Origin of the sequence: Geodermatophilus sp. CPCC 206100, assembly GCF_048569675.1 — a bacterium.
In the GTDB taxonomy this organism is placed as follows: domain Bacteria; phylum Actinomycetota; class Actinomycetes; order Mycobacteriales; family Geodermatophilaceae; genus Geodermatophilus.
This window is the reverse complement of the sequence record NZ_JAQISV010000025.1, coordinates 1-20242: the sequence shown is the minus strand read 5'-3', so window position 1 is coordinate 20242 and position 20242 is coordinate 1. Positions and strand designations below refer to the sequence as shown.

General features: G+C 75.6%; 19 protein-coding genes and 3 tRNA genes. 11 read left to right on the top strand and 11 right to left on the bottom strand.

The window, feature by feature from the left end:
• Window positions 1–88: 88 nt before the first annotated feature.
• The gene (locus PGN05_RS13660) at window positions 89–625 is read right to left on the bottom strand and encodes a DUF2087 domain-containing protein (protein WP_419753096.1); all 537 of its coding nucleotides are present in this window, start codon (window positions 623–625) and stop codon (window positions 89–91) included.
• A 53-nt stretch (window positions 626–678) separates the two neighbouring features.
• Between PGN05_RS13660 and PGN05_RS13655 the strand changes: the two genes are divergently transcribed.
• Both PGN05_RS13655 and hisN read left to right on the top strand, forming a co-directional pair.
• Window positions 679–855 (top strand): DUF2795 domain-containing protein, encoded by a 177-nt coding sequence (locus tag PGN05_RS13655; protein ID WP_419753095.1) that lies wholly within the window; start codon window positions 679–681, stop codon window positions 853–855.
• A 22-nt stretch (window positions 856–877) separates the two neighbouring features.
• Complete coding sequence (gene hisN / locus PGN05_RS13650; RefSeq protein ID WP_419753094.1) at window positions 878–1675, top strand: histidinol-phosphatase; 798 nt, start codon at window positions 878–880, stop codon at window positions 1673–1675.
• Between the two features lie 63 nt (window positions 1676–1738).
• Here hisN and PGN05_RS13645 read toward each other — a convergent pair whose 3' ends face one another.
• The 3 genes from PGN05_RS13645 to PGN05_RS13635 form a co-directional block, all read right to left on the bottom strand.
• Entirely contained in the window at window positions 1739–1936 is a 198-nt protein-coding gene (locus tag PGN05_RS13645) for a hypothetical protein (protein WP_419753093.1), read from the bottom strand.
• A gap of 86 nt (window positions 1937–2022) precedes the next feature.
• A complete protein-coding gene (locus PGN05_RS13640) occupies window positions 2023–3405 on the bottom strand; it encodes a xylulokinase (protein ID WP_419753092.1) in 1383 nt (460 codons plus the stop codon).
• Window positions 3402–3917: an XdhC family protein gene (locus PGN05_RS13635; protein ID WP_419753091.1), complete on the bottom strand. Its 516-nt coding sequence runs from the start codon at window positions 3915–3917 to the stop codon at window positions 3402–3404. Before PGN05_RS13635 ends, PGN05_RS13640 begins: the two co-directional genes overlap by 4 nt.
• 100 nt (window positions 3918–4017) lie before the next feature.
• Here PGN05_RS13635 and PGN05_RS13630 point away from each other — a divergent pair, with 100 nt between their 5' ends.
• Together PGN05_RS13630 and PGN05_RS13625 are read left to right on the top strand one after the other, a co-directional pair.
• A complete protein-coding gene (locus PGN05_RS13630) occupies window positions 4018–5412 on the top strand; it encodes a cystathionine beta-synthase (RefSeq protein ID WP_419753090.1) in 1395 nt (464 codons plus the stop codon).
• A complete protein-coding gene (locus PGN05_RS13625) occupies window positions 5409–6563 on the top strand; it encodes a cystathionine gamma-synthase (protein WP_419753089.1) in 1155 nt (384 codons plus the stop codon). The genes PGN05_RS13630 and PGN05_RS13625 overlap by 4 nt, the downstream gene beginning before the upstream one ends.
• 28 nt (window positions 6564–6591) lie before the next feature.
• Here the strand turns inward: PGN05_RS13625 and PGN05_RS13620 are convergent, their stop codons facing one another.
• Window positions 6592–6861: a GNAT family N-acetyltransferase gene (locus PGN05_RS13620; RefSeq protein WP_419753088.1), complete on the bottom strand. Its 270-nt coding sequence runs from the start codon at window positions 6859–6861 to the stop codon at window positions 6592–6594.
• 118 nt (window positions 6862–6979) lie between these two features.
• Window positions 6980–7053, bottom strand: a tRNA-Met gene (locus PGN05_RS13615).
• A 107-nt stretch (window positions 7054–7160) separates the two neighbouring features.
• On the opposite strand from PGN05_RS13615, the gene PGN05_RS13610 reads away from it, so the two are divergent.
• Together PGN05_RS13610 and PGN05_RS13605 are read left to right on the top strand one after the other, a co-directional pair.
• Window positions 7161–7508 (top strand): hypothetical protein, encoded by a 348-nt coding sequence (locus PGN05_RS13610; RefSeq protein WP_419753087.1) that lies wholly within the window; start codon window positions 7161–7163, stop codon window positions 7506–7508.
• 247 nt (window positions 7509–7755) lie between these two features.
• On the top strand, window positions 7756–9096 hold the full coding sequence (locus PGN05_RS13605; RefSeq protein WP_419753086.1) for a BtrH N-terminal domain-containing protein: 1341 nt from the start codon (window positions 7756–7758) through the stop codon (window positions 9094–9096).
• Between the two features lie 62 nt (window positions 9097–9158).
• Here the strand turns inward: PGN05_RS13605 and PGN05_RS13600 are convergent.
• Window positions 9159–9232, bottom strand: a tRNA-Met gene (locus tag PGN05_RS13600).
• 130 nt (window positions 9233–9362) lie between these two features.
• Between PGN05_RS13600 and PGN05_RS13595 the strand changes: the two genes are divergently transcribed.
• Window positions 9363–10205 (top strand): arylamine N-acetyltransferase family protein, encoded by an 843-nt coding sequence (locus PGN05_RS13595; protein ID WP_419753085.1) that lies wholly within the window; start codon window positions 9363–9365, stop codon window positions 10203–10205.
• A 67-nt stretch (window positions 10206–10272) separates the two neighbouring features.
• Here the strand turns inward: PGN05_RS13595 and PGN05_RS13590 are convergent.
• The 3 genes from PGN05_RS13590 to PGN05_RS13580 form a co-directional block, all read right to left on the bottom strand.
• Window positions 10273–10346 (bottom strand) — tRNA-Met (locus tag PGN05_RS13590).
• 108 nt (window positions 10347–10454) lie between these two features.
• A complete protein-coding gene (locus PGN05_RS13585) occupies window positions 10455–13391 on the bottom strand; it encodes a UPF0182 family protein (protein ID WP_419753117.1) in 2937 nt (978 codons plus the stop codon).
• A gap of 227 nt (window positions 13392–13618) precedes the next feature.
• Window positions 13619–14641: a PDZ domain-containing protein gene (locus PGN05_RS13580; protein WP_419753084.1), complete on the bottom strand. Its 1023-nt coding sequence runs from the start codon at window positions 14639–14641 to the stop codon at window positions 13619–13621.
• Window positions 14642–14738: 97 nt separating this feature from the next.
• Here PGN05_RS13580 and PGN05_RS13575 point away from each other — a divergent pair, with 97 nt between their 5' ends.
• Window positions 14739–16127: a zinc-dependent metalloprotease gene (locus PGN05_RS13575; protein ID WP_419753083.1), complete on the top strand. Its 1389-nt coding sequence runs from the start codon at window positions 14739–14741 to the stop codon at window positions 16125–16127.
• A 183-nt stretch (window positions 16128–16310) separates the two neighbouring features.
• Here PGN05_RS13575 and PGN05_RS13570 read toward each other — a convergent pair whose 3' ends face one another.
• Window positions 16311–16967 carry a M48 family metallopeptidase gene (locus PGN05_RS13570; RefSeq protein ID WP_419753082.1) on the bottom strand — a complete coding sequence of 219 codons (657 nt, stop codon included), beginning with the start codon at window positions 16965–16967 and terminating at the stop codon, window positions 16311–16313.
• 373 nt (window positions 16968–17340) lie between these two features.
• On the opposite strand from PGN05_RS13570, the gene PGN05_RS13565 reads away from it, so the two are divergent.
• From PGN05_RS13565 to PGN05_RS13555, 3 genes are all read left to right on the top strand, one after another.
• Entirely contained in the window at window positions 17341–17493 is a 153-nt protein-coding gene (locus PGN05_RS13565) for a DUF5679 domain-containing protein (RefSeq protein WP_012950213.1), read from the top strand.
• 151 nt (window positions 17494–17644) lie between these two features.
• On the top strand, window positions 17645–18730 hold the full coding sequence (locus PGN05_RS13560; protein WP_419753081.1) for a ThiF family adenylyltransferase: 1086 nt from the start codon (window positions 17645–17647) through the stop codon (window positions 18728–18730).
• Between the two features lie 121 nt (window positions 18731–18851).
• Entirely contained in the window at window positions 18852–20174 is a 1323-nt protein-coding gene (locus PGN05_RS13555; RefSeq protein ID WP_419753080.1) for an ABC1 kinase family protein, read from the top strand.
• Window positions 20175–20242: the final 68 nt, after the last annotated feature.

The following is a 20242-nucleotide window of genomic DNA, read 5'->3' as shown; positions in this document are numbered from 1 at the left end:
GAGTTCGGCGGACACCGGTTCCCCAGTGGCGACCGGTCGTGGTCTCGGCCCGGCCGGGACCACGGGATCTCGCCGGTCGCGACCGTCCTCACACGTCGACCCAGCCCCCGCTGCGCCAGTAGAGGCCGGTCTCCCGGGTGAGCAGCCCCTCGTCGACCAGGTGGCGGCGCAGCGCGGCGGTGTCGGGGTGCCACACGGCCAGCAGCGCGTTCACCTCGCGCTCGGGATAGCGGACGCCGGCGTCGAACACCCGCACCAGGTGCTCGAGCACCACGCGCCGCTTGCTCCGCTGGGCGGGGATCGACACCAGCCGCCCGTCGCGGACGAACGCCGACAGGACGGCCTCCTCGGCCGGGTCGTCGGACAGCGGCGCGGGCGGGGGCGCGGACTCCGCCGCGGCCCGGGCGGCGGCGCCGAAGCGGTCGGTCAGCAGCTCGAGGTCGTGCCGGTCGCGGCGGACCAGCCCGGCGCGGGCCAGCCGGCGCGCGGCCAGCACGACGTCCTTGAGGGACAAGCCGGTGGCCTGCGCGACCTCCTCGATGGTGCCGGCGCCGAGGGCGAGCGCGGCGACGACCTTGAGGCGGGCCGGGTCCGCGAGCAGCCCGGCGATCGTCGCGGCGTCCACGTCCCCGACGGTATCCGCGCATCCCCGCCGCGGGCCGCGGGTAGGCGGAGCTCATGGTGAGCCCCATCGACATCCAGAAGGCCCTCAAGGGCATGGACTACCCGGCCACGAAGGACCAGATCCTCGACCACGCCAAGGGCAGCGACAAGGAGGTGCTCGACGCGCTGGAGGGGATCGAGGACCGCGAGTACGAGGGGCCCAGCGGGGTCAGCTCCGCGGTGTTCGACTGACCGCCCGCTAGGTTCGGTGCCCATGACACCGGGCCGGGACTACACGGGGGACATGCACCTGGCGCACGTGCTGGCCGACCAGGCCGACTCGATCAGCCTCGACCGCTTCCGCGCGCTGGACCTCCAGGTCGACACCAAGCCGGACCTCACGCCGGTCACCGACGCCGACCGCGCGGTCGAGGAGCAGCTGCGGATCACCCTGGCCCGCGCCCGCACCCGGGACGCGGTGCTCGGCGAGGAGATGGGCATGACCGGGCACGGGCCGCGGCGCTGGGTGCTCGACCCGATCGACGGGACGAAGAACTTCGTTCGCGGCGTGCCGGTCTGGGCCACCCTGATCGCCCTGTTCGACGGGGACGAGCCGGTCGTCGGGCTGGTCTCGGCGCCCGCGCTCAACCGGCGCTGGTGGGCGGCCAAGGGCGTCGGCGCCTGGACCGGGCGGCGGCTGGAGTCCGCGGCGCGCTGCACGGTGTCCCAGGTGGGGACGCTGGCCGACGCGAGCCTGTCGTACTCGAGCCTGTCGGGCTGGGAGGAGCGTGGCCTGCTGGGCGGGTTCCTCGACCTGACCCGGGCGGTGTGGCGCACCCGCGGCTACGGCGACTTCTGGAGCTACGTGCTGCTCGCGGAGGGGGCGGTGGACGTCGCCTGCGAGCCGGAGGTCTCGCTCTGGGACCTCGCCGCCCTCGACGTCATCGTGCGGGAGGCCGGCGGCCGCTTCACCGACCTGGCCGGGACCCCGGGACCGGCCGGTGGCAGCGCCCTGGCCACCAACGGCGTGCTGCACGACGCCGCGCTCGGCCTGCTCCGGCCCCCGGCCTGAGCACGCGCACGGCCGGCCCACACGGGCCGGCCGGGCGTTGGCCCCTGCAGGACCAGGGGTCCTTCAGTGGCCGGTGCCCCACCCGCGGTCGGTGGTGCCCTGCCCGCGACCGCCCTGGAAGCGCCGGCGGGCCTCGTCGATCTTCGCCCGGGTCTTCGGGTCCTTGGCCATCTGCTGGGCCTTCTCGGTCATCTGCCGGACGGCCTCCTTGCCCTTCGGGCTGTTGGCGAGCTGGGTGAGCTTGGTGAACATCGACGCCATCGGCGACCGTGCCTCCTCCTGGTCGGCCGGGGCCCTCGTCCGGCCCCGCTGACCGTCCAACGTCGCGGCCGGGCGCGCCGTTCCGCTCAGGCCGCCCGCCAGCGGCGCCGGGCCTCCTCGAGGGCCGGCGCCGGCCGGGGCTCCACCGCCTGCCCCGGCTCCCGGGGCGGGTCGACGGGGACGCCGGTCCCCCGCCCGGCCAGCCGCGCCGCCCCGACGGCCGAGGCGCTGCGCAGCGGCAGCGCGCGCACCGGCACCCCGAGGACGTCGGCGAGCAGCTGCCGGACCACCGGCGAGCGCCCGCCGCCCCCGGTGAGGACGACCGGCCCCCCGCCGCCGAGCAGCTCGGCCGCGGCGCCCACCGCGAACAGCACCCCCTCGACGGCGGCGCGGGCGAGGTCCGCGCGGGTGGTGCCGGCCGACAGCCCGGTCCAGCCGCCCCGCGCCGAGGGCTCCGCGACGCCGCCGCGCTCGCCGGTCAGGAACGGCCGGAAGACCACTCCCCCGGCCCCGGGCGGCACCGACGCCGCCGCGGCGAACAGCTCGGCCGGGGGCATCCCCAGCACGCCGGCCACCCACGACCAGGCCAGCCCGCCGTTCTGCAGCGCGGCCATCCCGTACCAGCCGTCCTCGACGTCGGCGTAGCAGTGGACCGGCGGGTCGTCGGCCGGCGCTGGCCGCCGCCCGGGCGCCAGCACCTGGACGCCGCTGCCCAGGTTCACCTGCCGGGCGTCGCGCGTGCCCGACGCCAGCAGGGCCAGCGGGGTGTCCGCACCGCCGACGACCACCGGCACCTCGCCGGCCCACGCCACTCCGGTGGTGCCGGCGACCTCCGCGGACGGGCGCACCTCCGGCAGCAGCGCCGGGTCGATGCCGGCGGCGGCGCAGGCGGCGGCCGACCAGCCGTCGGCGACGACGTCCCACACGAGCGTGGCCGAGGCGTCGCTGCGGTCGGTGACCGGCGGGGCGGCGGCTCCGACGAGTCCGGCGCGCAGCGCGTCCTTGGGCAGCAGCACCGCGGCCGCGCGCGCCACCAGCTCCGGCCGGTGCGCGGCCAGCCAGGCGAGCACCGGGCCGGTCATCCCGGCCACCAGCGGATTGGCCAGCGCGGCGCGGTCGGCGTCCGGGAGGGCCCGCCACCGGGCCACCTCCGCATCCGCGCGGGCGTCGGGCCACAGCACGGCCGGGGCGAGCGCAGCCCCGGCGGCGTCGACGAGGACCGTGCCGTGCATCTGCCCGGACAGGCCGAGGCCGGCCACCCGCCGTCCGGCCAGGGCGGGCGTCACCTGGGCCAGGGCGTCGTCCAGGGCTCGCCGCCAGACCACCGGGTGGGTCTCGGCCCACCCGGGCTGCGGGCGGTCCAGGTCGTAGCCGGCCTCCCCCTCCGCGACCACCCTTCCCGCCTGGTCCAGCGCGACCAGCTTCAGCCCGCTGGTCCCGACGTCGGCACCGAGGAGGACGGCGCTCACCGCGGGCGGTGCGCGGAGCCGCCGCTGCGGCCGTTGCGGTCGGCGAGCAGGCCCGCCAGCGTGCTGAGCGCGATCTCCGGCGGCGTGCGCGAGCCGATGTCGAGCCCGATCGGCCGGTGCACGCGGGCCACCTCCTCCGGGGCCACCCCGAGCGCGGCCAGCGCCGCGACGTGCGGGCCCTCGTGCCGGGGGTTGCCCATGACGCCCACCCAGCGCACCGGGCGGGCCAGGGCGTCGCGCAGGACCTCCCCGAGCTCGGGCCGGTGGTGGTCGGTGACGACGACGTCGGTGTCGCCGGGGACGACGTCCCCGTCCAGCTCGGCGAACCGGGCGACCTCGCCGCCGCGCGCCGGGTCGGGGTCGAGCACCAGCGTGCGGAAGCCCAGCTCCGGGCCCCAGCGGCGCAGCACCTCGGCGACCGGTGAGGCGAAGACGGCGACCAGCACCCGTCCGGTTGCCTCGGGGGACGGGGCACCGTGGGCGACGCCGCAGGTCGGGTCGGGTTCGGTCATGTCCGCATCCTCGCCGCGGCCGGCGCCGCCCCGCCACCGCGTCTGGTGGGATGGTCGGGTCGCCGGTGCCGGAACCGGCGCCCGCCCGAGGAGGGTCCGAGTGCAGTACGCCGAGTCCGTCGTCGACCTGGTCGGCAACACCCCGCTGGTGCGGCTGACCTCGGTCACCCGCGACCTGGGTCCCGACGCGCCGCTGGTGCTGGCCAAGGTCGAGTACCTCAACCCCGGCGGCTCGGTGAAGGACCGCATCGCCGTCCGCATGGTCGATGCCGCCGAGGCCAGCGGCGCGCTGCAACCCGGCGGCACGATCGTGGAGCCCACCAGCGGCAACACCGGCGTCGGCCTGGCGCTGGTCGCCCAGCAGCGCGGCTACCGGTGCGTCTTCGTCTGCCCGGACAAGGTGGGCCAGGACAAGGTCAACGTGCTGCGGGCCTACGGCGCCGAGGTCGTCGTCTGCCCCACCGCCGTCGACCCCGCCGACCCGCGCTCGTACTACTCCGTCTCCGACCGGCTGGCCCGCGAGACCCCGGGCGGGTGGAAGCCCGACCAGTACGCCAACCCGGCCAACCCGCAGTCGCACTACGAGACCACCGGGCCGGAGGTCTGGGCGCAGACCGACGGGCGGATCACGCACTTCGTCACCGGCATGGGCACCGGCGGCACGATCAGCGGCACCGGGCGCTACCTCAAGGAGGTCTCGGACGGCCGGGTCCGGGTCATCGGCGCCGACCCCGAGGGCTCGGTCTACTCCGGCGGTACCGGGCGGCCCTACCTCGTCGAGGGCGTCGGCGAGGACTTCTGGCCGTCGACCTACGACCCCGGGATCGCCGACGAGGTCATCCCGGTCAGCGACGGCGACTCCTTCGCCATGACCCGGCGGCTGGCCCGCGAGGAGGGCCTGCTGGTGGGTGGCTCGTGCGGGATGGCGGTGGTCGCCGCGCTGCGCGCCGCCGAGCGGCTCACCCGGGACGACGTCGTCGTCGTCCTGCTGCCCGACGGCGGCCGCGGCTACCTCGGCAAGATCTTCAACGACGCCTGGATGGCCGACTACGGCTTCCTGGGCGCCGCCTCCGGGGAGACCGTCGGCGAGCTGCTGCACACCAAGTCCGGCGAGACGCCGACGCTGGTGCACACCCACCCGAACGAGACCGTCCGCGACGCGATCGACATCCTGCGCGAGTACGGCGTCAGCCAGCTGCCCGTCGTCCGGGCCGAGCCGCCGGTGACCGCGGGCGAGGTGGTCGGCTCGGTCGACGAGAAGACGCTGCTCGACGCCCTGTTCGAGGGTCGGGCGCGGCTGGGCGACCGGGTGGAGAAGCACATGTCCGCGCCGCTGCCGATCATCGGCTCGGGCGAGGCCGTCCAGACCGCCGTCGCCTCCCTCGGCTCGGCCGACGCGCTGCTGGTGCACGTGGACGGCAAGCCGGCCGGCGTCGTCACCCGGCAGGACGTCCTGGGCCACCTGGCGGGGCTCGCGCCTACGGTGACCCGGTGACCTCCACCGACCGGCTGCCCGGCTTCAACACCCGGGCGATCCACGCCGGGCAGGAGCCCGACCCGGCCACCGGCGCCGTGATCGTCCCCGTGCACCTGACCACCACCTACAAGCAGGACGGCGTCGGCGGACTGCGCGGCGGCTACGAGTACAGCCGCAGCGGCAACCCCACCCGGACGGCGCTGCAGGAGGCCCTGGCCGCCCTGGAGCAGGGGTCGCACGGCATGGCCTTCGCCTCCGGGCTGGCCGCGGAGGACACCCTGCTCCGGACGGTGTGCGAGCCCGGCAGCCACGTCGTCCTGGGCGGCGACGCCTACGGCGGGACCTACCGGCTCCTGTCGAAGGTGGCCGCCCGCTGGGGGGTCGAGCACACCCCGGCCGACCTGAACGACGTGGACGCGCTCCGGGCCGCGATCCGCCCGGAGACCCGGGTCATCTGGTGCGAGACCCCGACCAACCCGCTGCTGAACATCGCCGACATCGCGCTGCTGGCCGAGGTCGCCGCCGACGCGGGCGCGCTGCTCGTCGTCGACAACACCTTCGCCTCGCCGTACCTGCAGCAGCCGCTGACGCTCGGCGCGGACGTCGTCGTGCACTCGACCACCAAGTACCTCGGCGGACACTCGGACGTCGTCGGCGGGGCGCTGGTCGTCTCCGACGCGGAGCTGGCCGAGCAGCTGGCCTTCTCGCAGAACGCGATGGGTGCCGTGGCCGGCCCGTTCGACGCCTGGCTGGTGCTGCGGGGCCTCAAGACCCTCGGCGTCCGCATGGACCGCCACCAGGCCAACGCCGCGCGGGTGGCCGAGTTCCTGCTGGGGCACCCGGCCGTCACCGGCGTGCTCTACCCGGGGCTGCCCGACCACCCGGGCCACGTCATCGCCGCCCGACAGATGTCCGGCTTCGGCGGGATGCTGTCGTTCCGGCTGGCCGGCGGCGAGGACGCCGCCCTGCGGGTGTGCGAGCGGGCCGAGGTGTTCACGCTGGCGGAGTCCCTCGGCGGCGTGGAGTCGCTCATCGAGCACCCGGGCCGGATGACCCACGCCAGCGCCGCCGGCTCGCCGCTGGAGGTTCCGGGCGACCTGGTCCGGCTGTCGGTCGGCATCGAGGACGCCGAGGACCTGCTCGCCGACCTGGAGCAGGCCCTCGCCTGAGCGGGCGCCGAGGCGGGACCGCCGGTCCTCAGCGCCCGGCGGGGTCGACCAGGTCGGTGTAGTCGGGGTGCCGCTCGATCCAGGCCCGGATGAACGAGCACTGCGGCACGACCCGCAGCCCCCGCGACCGGACGTCGTCCAGCGCGCCCCGGGCGAGGGTGCTGCCCACGCCGCTGCCCTCCTGGTCGGGGTCGACCTCGGTGTGGGTGAACACCACGGCGTCGCCCTGTCGCCGGTAGGCGGCCGAGCCGAGGACGCGGTCGCCATCCCGGACCTCGTAGCGGGCGGAATCCGGCACGTCTTGGACGGTGAGCTGCATGACGGCGGCAACCCCGCCCGGTCCGGCGCTGTTCCACGGCCGGCCGGGGAACGAGCGAGGGCCCGGTCACCGTGGTGACCGGGCCCTCGTCCAGGAGTAGCGGGGACAGGATTTGAACCTGTGACCTCTGGGTTATGAGCCCAGCGAGCTACCGAGCTGCTCCACCCCGCGTCGCACCTCCACCCTACACGCCACCGCGCGGCCCCGCCGCCGGGGTCCCGCCCGGGCGCACGCGCGCCTTCCGGTCCGGAGCCCGGCCGCCACCTACAGTTCCCGTCGTGACGGCGGAGGTGGCGACGAGCAGCTTCCGCGGCGAGCCCCAGCCGGTGCAGGTGCTCCACGCCGGCGTCTGGTTCCCCGGCGAGCTGCTGGGGTGGCGGTTCGACGAGGCGGGGGCCTGCCGGGTCCGGGTCCGCTGCGTCGTGGGCGGGCTGCGGCACACCGCGTGGACCGACCTCGCCCACCTGCGACTGCCGGAGACCGCACCCGCCGCCCCGCCGCCGGCCCGGGGCATCGACGACACCGGCCCGCACCCGCTGCTCCCCCCGCGGGACCGGCACCCGCTGCGCACCGCGCTCCCCCACCCACGCCGGGCCGGCCTCGTGGAGTGGCTCGCCACCCCCTGACGGCACTCCCGCGACCGCGTCCGCCGGCCTCCCCGGCGGCCCGGCCGCGGCCCTATGCTGGGTCCGGCGTGCCTCACGCCCAACCCCAGATCGGCCCTCCACGCGGGCCGGCCACGCGGGGCAAAGGGGACTGCGAGAGCCTCGGGGCGCTGCACGGCCTGGCGGATCGGACTCCCGGACCCCACGGCTGCGGCGGCGGACGGCGCGTGGAGCCCGACGCCGCGGACGCAGCCGGGAGAGCCCGACCATGACCACCGCCAAGCACCTCAAGGCCCGCGTCCGCGCGCGGATGGCCCGCACCGGCGAGCGGTACGCCGTCGCCCGGGCGCACGTCGTCGGCGCAGGCGCCGGTGATCCCCACCCCGTCGTGGACGCCGGCTGGCACCTGCGCGGAGGCACCGACCCGGACGCCGCCGCCCTGGCCAACGTGCTCGCGCACCGCGGCGTCACCGGCCCCGACGGCCCGCTGACCGAGCCGCTGCTGCTCGTCGTCGGAGGCGGTCTCGGAGCCGGTTACATCCTCTGGGAGTTCGCGCACGACGACAGCCGGGTCGTCACGCTCGGCTTCACGCACTCCTGGCAGTACTTCGACCGGCGCCTGGCCACCACCGTGGACCGGCTGGGCATCGAGGCGACGTGGTCCCGCACCGGTGGCGCGGCGGGCGCGGCGACGGCGCTGGCGTCGGCCCTCGCGGCCGGCGACCCGGTGATCACCTGGCCGGACCGTTACCACCTCGGCTACTGGCACCTCCCCGCGTTCCTCGACGGCGGCGGCGGGCACCCGGTCGTCGCCTACGCCTCCTCGGGGACCGGCCCGGGCGCCCGCGTGCACGTCGACGACCGCACGCTCGCACCGCTCACCGTGCCGGCCGCCGACCTCGACCGGGCGCGCGCCCGGGTCGGCAGCTACCGGAACGCGATGCTGCTCGTCTCCGCCTCCGGCACCGTCGTCCCGGCCGACCGGCTGCGTGCGGCGGTGCGGGCCGGGCTGGAGGCGATGGTGGACCAGCTCGGCGGCTCCTCCACCTCCTTCGCGCTGCCCGCCTGGCGCAAGTGGTCCCGGCTGCTCGTCGACCCCCGCGCCGCGAAGGGCTGGCCGAGCGTGTTCGCCGACCGGCGCGGACTCCTCCGGGCCCTGGCCAGCGTGTGGGAGGGCGTCGAGCCCGCGGGGATGACCGGCGGCCACCTGCGAGCGCTGTTCGCCGACGGGCTCGAGCAGGCCGCCGCGGTCCTCGACCGGCCCGACCTGGCCGCCGAGGCACCGCGGTGGCGCGGGATCGCGGACCGGTGGCACGCCCTGGCCGAGGCCGCCCTGCCCGACGACGTGCCGGCGATCGCCCGGCTGCGGGAGCTCACCGCGGCGGTCGCCGGCGCGGTCGCCGAGGGCGACGCCGGGGCCGCAGAGCGGGCCGCGGCGGCCGAGGAACTGTGGCGGTTGCGGGCCGAGCACGCCGACGCCCCGCCGCTGGACGAGGCGCGCGTCGCCGCCGTCCTGACCGACATGAGCGGGCACCTGGCAGCGATCTGCGACGCCGAGGCCGCGGCGGTGACCCGGCTCGGCGGCCTCCTGGGCGACCCGACGTCCTAGGAGTCCGACGCCGACGCGACAGTGGCCCCTCACCGGAGCTGTGAGGGGCCACTGTCGTCTCGTAGCGGGGGCAGGATTTGAACCTGCGACCTCTGGGTTATGAGCCCAGCGAGCTACCGAGCTGCTCCACCCCGCGTCGGTGCGACCACTCTACCCGCGGCCGGGTCACCGTCACACCCGACCCGGGGGCGCGGGCTACGTTGGTGCCGGCGTCCCGTCGGAGTGGCCGTCGCACCAGCACCCCGAGGGCCCGGAGGGAACCACCGATGTCCGCCGCAGCCGTGACCACCGCGGAGTCGGAGTGGGCGACCGGCACCCTCGACCTCGCGGGCTACCTCGACCGGATCGGAGTCCCGGGACCGGTGGCGCCGACAGCGGCCACCCTGCACGCGCTGCACCGGGCCCACGTCGCCCGGGTCCCGTTCGAGAACCTCGACGTGGTGCTCGGCCGCACCGTCCCCGTCGACCTCGACGGCGTGCAGGCCAAGCTCGTCTCCCGGCGCCGCGGCGGGTACTGCTACGAGCACGCGACCCTCTTCGCCGCCGTCCTCACCGAGATCGGCTTCTCGGTCGACCGGCTGCTGGCCCGGGTCGGCCTGAACCCGCTCCGCCCGCGGGCGCGCACCCACATGGCCCTGCACGTCCGGGCCGCGGACGGCGAGTGGCTGGCCGACGTCGGCTTCGGCAACGCCCTGCTCGAACCGCTGCCGTGGGGCGAGACCGGCTGGCACCGGCAGGGCGGCTGGACCTACCGGATGACCCGCGGACCCGAGCGCACCTGGCACGTCGAGCAGCGGACCGGGGACGAGACGGCGGTGCTGTACGGCATGGTGGACGAGCCGGTGCACGCCTCGGACGTCGTCATGGCCAACCACTTCACCTCGACCCACCCCTCCTCGCCCTTCGTCGGCCAGCTCGTCGCCATCCACAAGGACGACGACGCGTTCGTCCGGCTGCGCGGGGCTCTCCGCACGGTGGAACGGCCCGACGGCACCAGCGAGGAGCGTCGGCTGACCCCCGACCAGGTCGTCGCCGCGCTCCGGGACGACGTCGGCGTGCCGGTGTCGGACGCGGACGCCGCGGCGCTCGAGGCCACCCTCGTCGCGTGACCCGGAGCGCGGTGCCCGGAGACAGCGAAGGCCCCCCACGCTGAGCGTGAAGGGCCTTCGACCGGAGTAGCGGGGGCAGGATTCGAACCTGCGACCTCTGGGTTATGAGCCCAGCGAGCTACCGAGCTGCTCCACCCCGCGTCGGTGACACCAGACTACCCCCGCCGGGGACCGGCGCCCACCCGGCCCCCGGTGGGCCCGACCACACCGGCCGGGGCGGGACTCGCGTCCCGCCCCGGCCGGGGCGGCTCAGCCTCCGGGCTGGCCCGCCGCGGCGGCCTGTGCAGCCTGGTAGGCGTCGACGGCGGCCTGCAGGTCCTCCAGCGCCTGACCCTGCTCGGCGAAGTTGCCCGAGCGCTGCCCGCTCTCCAGCGCCTGCAGCGCCGAGTTGATCGCGTCCACCGCCTGCTGGAGCTCCGGGGTGTCCGGCGTCCCGCCGTCGGCCGGCGGCGCCGGCGTGGTGGGCTCGGTGGGCTGGGCCGGCTGCTCCGGCGTCGCCGGGGCCTCGCCGGAGTCCGTCGCCGACTCCCCGGCTCCGGCGCCGAACACCTGGTCCAGCGCCTCGGCCAGCGTGTCGGCGTAACCGACCCGGTCGCCGTAGTTCACCAGCACCTTCTGCAGCAGCGGGAAGGAGTTCTCCCCCGTCCCCTCCACGTACAGCGGTTCGACGTAGAGCAACCCGTCCTCACCGATCGGCAGCGTCAGCAGGTTGCCGAACACCGCCCGCGACTCCTGGCTGTTGAACAGGGTGAGGTCCGGGCGCACCTGGTTGTTGGTGATGAAGGACTGCTGCACCTGCTGCGGCCCGCGGAACGGGGTGTTGCCCGGCAGTCGCAGCACCTGGATCTCGCCGTAGGTGTCCGGGTCGCTGGACGCCGAGATGAACGAGGAGAGGTTCTCCCGGCGGAAGGCGTTCAGCGCACTGGTGAGCTGGAAGCTCGCCGCCTCGTCCCCGGGCCGCTGGGCCAGGATGTAGTACGGCGGCTGCGCCTCCTGGGTCTCCTGCGTCGGGTCGGCCGGCACCTGCCAGCGGTCGTTCTGGTTGTAGAAGTCGACCGGGTCGGAGACGTGGAAGCGGGTCAGGATGTCCCGCTGCAGCTTGAACAGGTCCTCCGGGTAGCGCACGTGGCTGACCAGGTCGTCCGACATCTGGTCGCGGTCCTCGATGACGCCGGGGAAGGCCTTCCGGAAGGTCTGGAGGACCGGGTCCTGCTCGTCCCAGGCGTAGAGCCGCACGGTGCCGTCGTAGGCGTTCACCGTGGCCTTCACCGAGTTCCGGATGTAGTTGAACTGCTCGTTGGGCAGCGCCGTCGTCCCGGTCCCGGTGAGCGCGTCCGAGGCGGCCTCGCCCAGCTCCATCGGCTCCGAGTACGGGTAGGAGTCCGACGTCGTGTAGCCGTCGAGGATCCAGACGATCTCGCCGTCGATCACCGCCGGGTACGGGTCGCCGTCCACCTGCAGGAACGGTGCGGCCTTCTCCACGCGGTCCCGCGGGTCGCGCACGTACAGCACCCGCGACTGGTCGTTGACGGCGCTGGAGAGCAGGAAGTTGCGCTCCCGGTAGTAGATCGCGAAGGTCAGCTGCCGGAAGAAGCTGCCGATCGCGACGCCGCCCCCGCCGTCGTAGGTGTTGTTGATCTGGCCCTCGTCGGAGCCGTCCTCGGGCTGGTCGAACTCGCGCGGGGTGGCCCCCCCGGGCGCACCGACGACCGAGTAGTCGTCGATGAGCTCGCCGTAGTAGATGCGGGTCTGCTCGACGTCGATCGTGCCGGTCGTGGGCAGGTCGCGGGTGGTGAAGTTCGGCTCCCCGCCCTCCTGCCCGGCGACGACCTCGTTCGCCGGGGCGGCCACGAACCCGTTGCCGTGCGTGTAGACGGTGTGCCGGTTGATCCAGGTGTCCTGGTTCTCCGACAGCGCCTCGCTGTTGAGCTCGCGGACGGCGACCACGTAGTCCCGCGTCTCGCCGTCGATCGTGTAGCGGTCGATGTCGAGCTTCTCGGGGAAGCCGTAGACGTTGCGGATCTGCTGGCGGGCGGTGAACGTGTCGGCCAGGACGTTGGGGTCCAGGAGGCGGGCGTTGGGGATGGTCTGCGTGTCGTTGCGCAGGGCCGCCAGCGCCGCGTCGGTGTCCACCTCCTCGCCGGTGCTCTGCTGGGCGTAGTTCACGTACTCGACCTCGGTGAGGTCGTAGGCCTCGCGGGTCGAGGCGATGGCCCGCTCGATGTAGTCCGACTCCCGCTGGTCGGCGCTGGGCCGGACGACGAACTGCTGCACGATCGCCGGGTAGGCCACGCCGATGACCAGGCTGGACAGCAGCAGCAGCACCAGGGCCGCGGCCGGCAGCCGGAAGTTGCGGACGACGACGTTGGCGAAGAACGCGATGGCGCACACGGCCGCCGCGAACACCAGGATCGTCTTGGCCGGCAGCAGCGCGTTCACGTCGGTGTAGCTGGCGCCGGTGAACAGCTCGCCGCGGTCGGAGTAGACCAGCCCGTAGCGGTCCAGCCAGTAGGCGAGCGCCTTGAGCGCCACGAACACCCCGAGCAGCACCGACAGCTGCACCATCGCCGCGGAGGTCAGCTTCTGCCCCGGCGTCTGCAGCCGGAGGCCGCCGAAGACGTAGTGGGTGAGCAGCGAGCCGATCAGCGACAGCAGCACGATCGCGAAGCCGAAGCCCAGCAGCAGCCGGTAGAAGGGGTAGTCGAAGACGAAGAACGAGGTGTCCAGGCCGAACTGGGGGTCGGTCGTGCCGAAGTCGGTGGCGTTCCGGAAGGTCAGCCAGGTCTCCCAGTTGCCCTGCGCGGTGAAGCCGGCGAACAGGCCCAGGACGACGGCGACCGCGGTGAGCACCAGGGTGCGCCGCGGCTCCAGGGACTGCCGGTAGCGCTCGAGGTTCTGCTGCTCCAGCGACATCGGCCGGAACGTCGGGCGGAACCGGTAGGCCAGGTAGATGGCCAGCGCGGTCAGGCCGCCGGTGGCGACACCGGCGACGGCGAACAACAGCGCGCGGGTCTGCAGTTCGGTCCAGAAGACCTCGGTGAAGCCGGTCTCGTCGAACCACAGGTAGTCGACGTAGACGTTGGTCAAGGTCCCGATGGCCGTGAACAGCACCAGCAGCACGGCGATGGCCCCGATGACCACCTTCGCGCGCCGCGAGAGCGTCGGCACGGACACGGGGGGCCGCATGGCCACGAGCGGTCTCCTTCAGTTCGCAGTCGTGGCGGTCAGCCACGGGTGTTCCGGTCGCGGACGGCCGGGCGGACGCGGACAGGCGCCCCCGGCACCGATCCGGTCAACCCAGACCAACGCGCGGGACCGCCCCGGGTTCCCGGGGTCCGCTCCTGCCGACAGCTTCCCCCACCTGGCGCGCGAGGGGGGCCGGGGAGGTCCCGACACCGGCGGGCCGGTCCGGGTCAGCAGGGCTCCGGCGTCCGCCCGGCCCGGAAGTCCTCCAGCGCCTGCAGGGCGTCGTCCAGCGTGGCCACCCGGGCGACGGTGAGGCCGGGCTGGGGGGTGGCCAGCGCGTCGGCGCAGTTGCCGGCGGGGGCGAGGAACAGCTCGGCGCCGATGTCCCGGGCGGCGACCATCTTCAGCTGCACGCCGCCGATCGGCCCGACGGTCCCCGAGGCGTCGATGGTCCCCGTGCCGGCGACGGAGGCGCCGCCGGTCAGGTCGGTGTCGCCCACGAGGTCGAGGATCCCCAGGGTCAGCATCAGGCCCGCGGACGGGCCGCCGACGTCCTCCACCCGGATGTCGATGTCGAAGGGCGCGGAGGGCTGCTCGCGGATGAGGACGCCCAGCAGCGAGCCGTCGCGCTCCTCGGCCGCGCGCGTGGTGACCGTCGCCGTCCCCCGCTCCCCGAGCCGGGTGTAGGCCACCGTCACCGGCGTCCCGCCGGGGATCGAGGCCAGGACCGCGTCCAGCGTGGCGGCGTCCGGCGTCGGCCGGCCGTCGAGGCTCTCGAGGGCGTCGCCCTCCTCGAGGCGGCCCTCGGACGGCGAGTCGTCGGCCAGCCCCCGCACGACCACCTTCACCGGGTAGTCCAGCGCCGCCAGCGCCGCGGTCTCGGCCGCCTCCTCAGAGGTGAGGAAGGCCTCCCGGTTGGCCTCCCGGGTCTCCTCCTCGGTGCGGTCGGCCGGGTACACCGACTCCTCCGGGACGACGCTCACCTCGTCGTCGAACCAGCCCAGCACCGCCTCGACGAGGCTGAGGCCGGCGCGGCTCACCCCCACGGTGGTGAGGGTCAGCTCACCCTCGACGTCGTTGCGCTCGCGGCCCTCGACGCTGATGACCGGCTCGCCCTCGACCTCGCCCAGGGTGTTGACGGTGGGCCCCGGGACCTGCGCGACGTAGGGCACCGGCAGCGCGGCGCCGAGCACGCCGAAGACGACGAGCAGCACCGCACCGACGCTGAGGACGGCGATCCGACGGGTCACGACGGGCCAGCATAAGAGGCGTCGCTGTGCCCGCCCGCCGGTTCCGCTGCGGGCGGACGCGCCTCCCGCGCGAAGATCACGCGTCTACCGTGGTGGCATGAGCGACCTGCCGTTCGGCTTCGGACTCCCCGACCGCGACCCCGAGCGTCGCGACGAGCAGGGGTCGGGCGCCGGCAACGACCCGTTCGGGCTGGGTGCCCTCTTCGGCGGCGCGGGCGGCGCCGGGACCCCGGAGGAGCTGCTGGGCAAGATGCCGCTGTTCGCCGAGCTCCAGAAGCTGATGAACTGGTCCGGCGGCCCGGTGAACTGGGACCTCGCCCGCCAGGGCGCCATCAGCTCCCTGGCCGCGGGCTCCCAGCCGACGTCCGACGCCGAGCGGACCGCGGTCGCCGAGGCGCTGCGGCTCGCCGACCTCTGGCTGGACCAGGTCACCGAGCTGCCGTCCGGCGTGGACCGGACGCTGGCCTGGTCGCGGGTGGAGTGGGTGGAGCAGACCCTCCCCGCGTGGACGGCGCTCATCGACCCGCTGGCCGAGCGCGTGGTGGCGGCCATGACCAGCGCGCTGCCGGCCGAGGCCGCGGCCATGGCCGGCCCGCTCGGCGGGCTGATGGGCCGCATGGGCGGGGTCATGTTCGGCGCCCAGGTGGGCCAGGCGCTGGGCCGGCTGTCCGGCGAGGTGCTCACCAGCACCGAGATCGGGATCCCGCTGGCACCGGCCGGCACCGGCGTCCTCCTGCCGCAGAACGTGGCCGAGTTCGCGACCGGCCTCGACCGCCCCGCCGACGAGGTGCGGCTGTTCCTGGCGCTGCGCGAGGCCGCCTCCCAGCGGCTGTTCGCCCACGTGCCGTGGCTGCGCCAGCAGCTGCACGACGCCGTGCACGCCTACGCCCGCGGCATCAACGTCGACCGCGAGGCCATCGAGCGCGGCATCAACGAGGCGATGGGCTCGATGGGCGGCATCGACCCGAGCAACCCCGAGAGCATCCAGCAGCTGCTGGGCAGCGGGCTGCTCGAGCCGGAGGAGACCCCCGAGCAGCAGATGGCGCTGCGCCGGCTGGAGACCCTGCTCGCCCTCGTCGAGGGCTGGGTGGACGCGGTCGTCGCCGCGGCGGCCGGCGACCGGCTGCCCGGACACGGCGCGCTGGCCGAGACCATGCGCCGGCGACGGGCTTCCGGCGGCCCCGCCGAGCAGACCTTCGCGACCCTCGTCGGCCTGCAGCTGCGCCCCCGACGGCTGCGCGACGCCGCCACCGTCTGGGGCGCGATGGCGCAGCGGTACGGCAGCGAGGGGCGCGACCGGCTGTGGTCACACCCCGACCTGCTGCCCACGTCCGACGACCTCGACGAGCCGCTGGACTTCGTGGCCCGCCAGGGTGTGGACGACGAGCTGCGCGCGCTGACCGACGAGCCCGACCCGGGCGAGGCGGGTCCCGACCAGGCGCGCCGCGACGAGCCGGGCGGCGACGAGCCGCGCGGGGACGCCTGACCCCAGTCGCCCGGCAGGGGTCCCGCCGCGAGCGTGCGAGCGGGGAGGAGGACGGGGTCCTTCCACGGTGGGGGCAGGGGGTCCCGCCTCGGCTCCTGGCCCCTGCAGGGTCCCGCCTCGGCTCCTGGCCCCCTGCAGGGTCCCGCCGCGAGCGTGCGAGTGGTGGGGGGCAGGGGTCCTTCTTCAGTCGACCAGATCGTCCCCGGTCGCGGCGCCGTCCCCGGCGGCGTTGGCCAGCTCCACGCCCTCGAGGAAGCCCCGGGCGCGCTCGGCCCGCGGATAGCGGGCGACCAGGGCCCAGAACCGCGCGTCGTGGCTGGGCTCGATGAGGTGGGCGAGCTCGTGCACGAGGACGTAGTCGACGACGTACTCCGGCATGGTGCGCAGCCGGCTGGACAGCCGGATGGTGCGGTCGGCCGGCGTGCAGGAACCCCAGCGGCGCTGCTGGTTGTCGACCCACCGGACGCTGGCCGGCTGGGGCACGCCGTCGAGGTGCGCCTCCGACAGGGCCCGGGCGCGCGACATCAGCTCGCCGTCCCCGCCCAGGGACCGCCGGCGGCGCTCCTCACGGGTCTGCAGCTTGGCGACCATCTGCGCGACCCAGCGGCGCTCCTCGGCCGGGCTGAACGCCGCCGGGATGAGCACGATCGTGCGCCCGGACTCCCGGTAGGCGGTGACCGTCCGGCGCCGGCGGGCGCTGCGGCGCACCTCGACGTCGTCCCCGACCGCGGTCGCCGACGGAGCCCGCTGCGCGGGCACGGCACGGGCGGCCCGGGCGCCCTCGTGCGGGCGGCGGGCCGGAGCGGGGGTGCGCGAGGGGTCGGGGGTCGTTCCGGGCACGGGGGCACGGTAGTTGGCCCCGGGCGGAGACGCCCTGCGCACCTCCACCCGCACGGGTCCATGTCGCACGGACGGTGGACATCCGGGTGCCCGTCCCGGGGACCGGCCCGACCGGTCGCCGTCCACAGTGACGACGGGGGTCCCCGTGCAGGTGGGGCCTCGGTTGCGGGTCCCCACCGCGGTGGGGGCACTCCCACTGTCCCCCGGTTCCGCACAGCGACACGCCACGGCGTCCCCACGCGCTCCACAGGTCTGTCCACAGGCTGTGGGCAGCCGCTCCCCGTCGGCAGCGAGTGGGCCGGAGCGGCACGGGTAGCGTTCCGGCGACGGCGCCCGGTGGGGACGCCGAGCAGTCCGGAGAGAAGGAGGCACCGTGGCGGAGAGCTACAACGGCTACTGCGTGAAGTGCAAGGAGAAGCGCGACTTCGACGGCGAGGTCAAGGTCAGCGAGTCCGGCCGCCGCATGGCGCAGGGCACCTGCCCCGTGTGCGGCACCAAGATGAACCGGATCCTCGGCAAGGCCTGACCGCCACCGGCCACCGATGGCGGCGCCCGCACCCCGCGGGCGCCGCCGTCGTCGTCTCTCGCTCCTGCGGCCGGACCGGCCCCCTGTGGACGGATGCACCCGCTGTGGACGGTGCCGGCGCTGCCGGCCGCGGCGCTGTCACCCTGCCCGGGTGAACGACAGCGCCCACCCCCTGCTCCCCCCGACCGTGCCGCTGTTGCGGCTGACCGGGCCCGGCGGCACCGCCGTCCAGGTGGGCGGCACCGACACCGCCGACGGGTTGCTGGTCGCGCCCTGTCCCGACCAGCTGCGGGCCCTGCTGCGCGGCCTCGACGGCCGTCGCACCCAGCGCAGCGTCGTCGACGAGGCGGCTCGCGCCGGGCACGAGCCGGCCGCCGTCACCGCCGTGCTCGACGGGCTGCGGGCGACCGGCCTGCTGGTCGACCTCGACGCCGCCGACCTGCTGGCCGGCGACGCCGGGCCGGCCGCGGCGGCCCGCACCCGCGCCGAGCTGCCCGCGGTCGCCGGTGCCGCCGCTCGCGACGGCTCGCCGTCCCCGTGGCGGGCCCGGCGCTCGGCCGCGGTCGTGGTCGAGGGCGCCACACGGGTCGGGGTGCCGCTGGCGGCGGTGCTGGCGGCCAGCGGGGTGGGCCGGGTGAGCGTCCGCGACGGGGGCGTGACCACGGCCGGGGACACCGTCGTGGGCGGGCTCGACGCCGCAGACGAGGGCCGTTCGCGGGCGCTCGCCGCGGCCGACGCCGTCCGCCGGGCCAGCCCGCTGGCCGACCTGCGCCCCCTGCCGGCCGGGTCGTCGGGCGACCTCGTCGTGCTGACCCGGCCGTGGGCGGCCTCCGACCCGCTGGTCGCCGGGCTGCAGCGCGCGGGCGTGCCGCACCTCGTGGCCACCGTGCGCGGGGAGACGGGGGTCATCGGCCCGCTCGTCGTCCCCGGGACCACGAGCTGCCTGCGCTGCGCGGAGCTGCACCGGCGGGACGCCGACCCGCGCTGGCCGGTGCTGGCCGCGCAGCTGACCGCGACCGAGGCGGCGACCGGCGGCGCGACCGTCACCTGCCTCATGACGGCGGTGACCGCGGCGGTCCAGGTGCTGGCCTACCTCGACGGGACCGCGGCTCCGGCGGCGCTCGGGACCACGCTGGAGCTGCGCCCGCCCGACCTCAGCCCCTCCCTGCGCCCCTGGCCGGTGCACCCGGACTGCGGGTGCGCGAGCCCTCCCCCGGCGCCCGTTGGGAGGACATGAGGGCACCACCCGGCGCTGCACCCGCCGATCGGGGGACAATGACGGCAGAGTGCGCCCGCGGCCCCCGGAGGGCCCGGGCCGCCGCGACCGCGGCCGACGAGCGCCAGCGAGGAGGACGCGCGTGTCCGAGACCGAACGGGGGATCCCGCGGGGCTCGGTCTCCCGGACCGCACGGCTGGCCTCGCTGCCGCTGGGCGCCGCGGGTCGGGCCACGCTGGGCATCGGCAAGCGGCTGTCGGGGAGGCCGGCCGACGCGGTCACCGCCGAGCTGCAGCAGCGCACGGCCGAGCAGCTGTTCGCCGTCCTCGGGCAGCTCAAGGGCGGCGCGATGAAGCTCGGCCAGACGCTGTCGGTGTTCGAGGCCGCCGTCCCCGACGAGGTCGCGGCGCCCTATCGCGAGGCGCTGGTCAAGCTCCAGGAGGAGGCGCCGCCGATGCCGGCGCGCACCGTCCACGCGGTGCTCGCCCAGCAGCTCGGTGGACGGTGGCGGGAGCGGTTCCGGCACTTCGACGACGCCCCGGCGGCCGCGGCCAGCATCGGCCAGGTGCACCGGGCGACCTGGCGGGACGGCCGCGACGTCGCCGTGAAGATCCAGTACCCGGGGGCGGCCACCGCCCTCATGGCCGACCTGAACCAGCTGGCCCGCTTCGCCCGGCTGTTCGCGGCGCTGTTCCCCGGCATGGACGTCAAGCCCCTCATCGCCGAGCTGAAGGCCCGGGTGGTGGAGGAGCTCGACTACGGCCTCGAGGCCGACGCCCAGCGGGCCTTCGCCGCCGCCTACGCCGACGATCCGCAGATCGTCGTCCCCCGGGTGGTGGCCAGCGCGCCGAAGGTGATCGTCTCGGAGTGGCTGGAGGGGACGCCGCTGTCGAAGGTGATCGCCTCCGGCACCCGCGAGGAGCGCGACCGGGCCGGGCACCTCATGGCGGTGCTGCACTTCTCGGGTCCCCAGCGCGCGGGCCTCCTGCACGCCGACCCGCACCCGGGCAACTTCCGCCTCGTGGCCGACGGCCGACTGGGGGTCATCGACTTCGGCGCGACCGCACGGCTGCCCGACGGGCACCCCGAGCCGATCGGCCGGCTGGTGCGCTGGGCGCTGGAGGGCCGGGCCGAGGACGTCCTGGCCGACCTGCGCGCCGAGGGGTTCGTGCGGCCGGGGGTCGAGGTGGACGCCCAGGGCGTGCACGACTTCCTGCGGCCGCTGCTGGCGCCGATCGAGGGGCCGCACTTCCACTTCACCCGCGCCTGGATGCAGGAGCAGGCGGCCCGCATCGCCGACCCGCGCAACGAGGCCAGCCGGCTGGGCCGCATGCTCAACCTGCCCCCGGCCTACCTGCTCATCCACCGGGTGACCATCGGGTCCATCGGCGTGCTCTGCCAGCTCGACGCGGCCGGCAACTACCGCTCCGTCCTCGAGGAGTGGCTCCCCGGCTTCACCGCCTGACCCGACCGCGGCGGCCCCCTGGGAACAGCCGGGCGGCCGGGTCCGGACGCACCGGGAGCGTCCGGACC

What these genes read in the sequence shown, in the direction of transcription:
- PGN05_RS13645 (WP_419753093.1), bottom strand. Translation starts at nt 1,936, where the DNA reads ATGGCGTCGATGTTCACCAAGCTCACCCAGCTCGCCAACAGCCCGAAG.
- PGN05_RS13575 (WP_419753083.1), top strand. Translation starts at nt 14,739, where the DNA reads ATGAGCGACCTGCCGTTCGGCTTCGGACTCCCCGACCGCGACCCCGAG.
- PGN05_RS13605 (WP_419753086.1), top strand. Translation starts at nt 7,756, where the DNA reads ATGACCACCGCCAAGCACCTCAAGGCCCGCGTCCGCGCGCGGATGGCC.
- hisN (WP_419753094.1), top strand. Translation starts at nt 878, where the DNA reads ATGACACCGGGCCGGGACTACACGGGGGACATGCACCTGGCGCACGTG.
- PGN05_RS13585 (WP_419753117.1), bottom strand. Translation starts at nt 13,391, where the DNA reads ATGCGGCCCCCCGTGTCCGTGCCGACGCTCTCGCGGCGCGCGAAGGTG.
- PGN05_RS13655 (WP_419753095.1), top strand. Translation starts at nt 679, where the DNA reads ATGGTGAGCCCCATCGACATCCAGAAGGCCCTCAAGGGCATGGACTAC.
- PGN05_RS13595 (WP_419753085.1), top strand. Translation starts at nt 9,363, where the DNA reads ATGTCCGCCGCAGCCGTGACCACCGCGGAGTCGGAGTGGGCGACCGGC.
- PGN05_RS13635 (WP_419753091.1), bottom strand. Translation starts at nt 3,917, where the DNA reads ATGACCGAACCCGACCCGACCTGCGGCGTCGCCCACGGTGCCCCGTCC.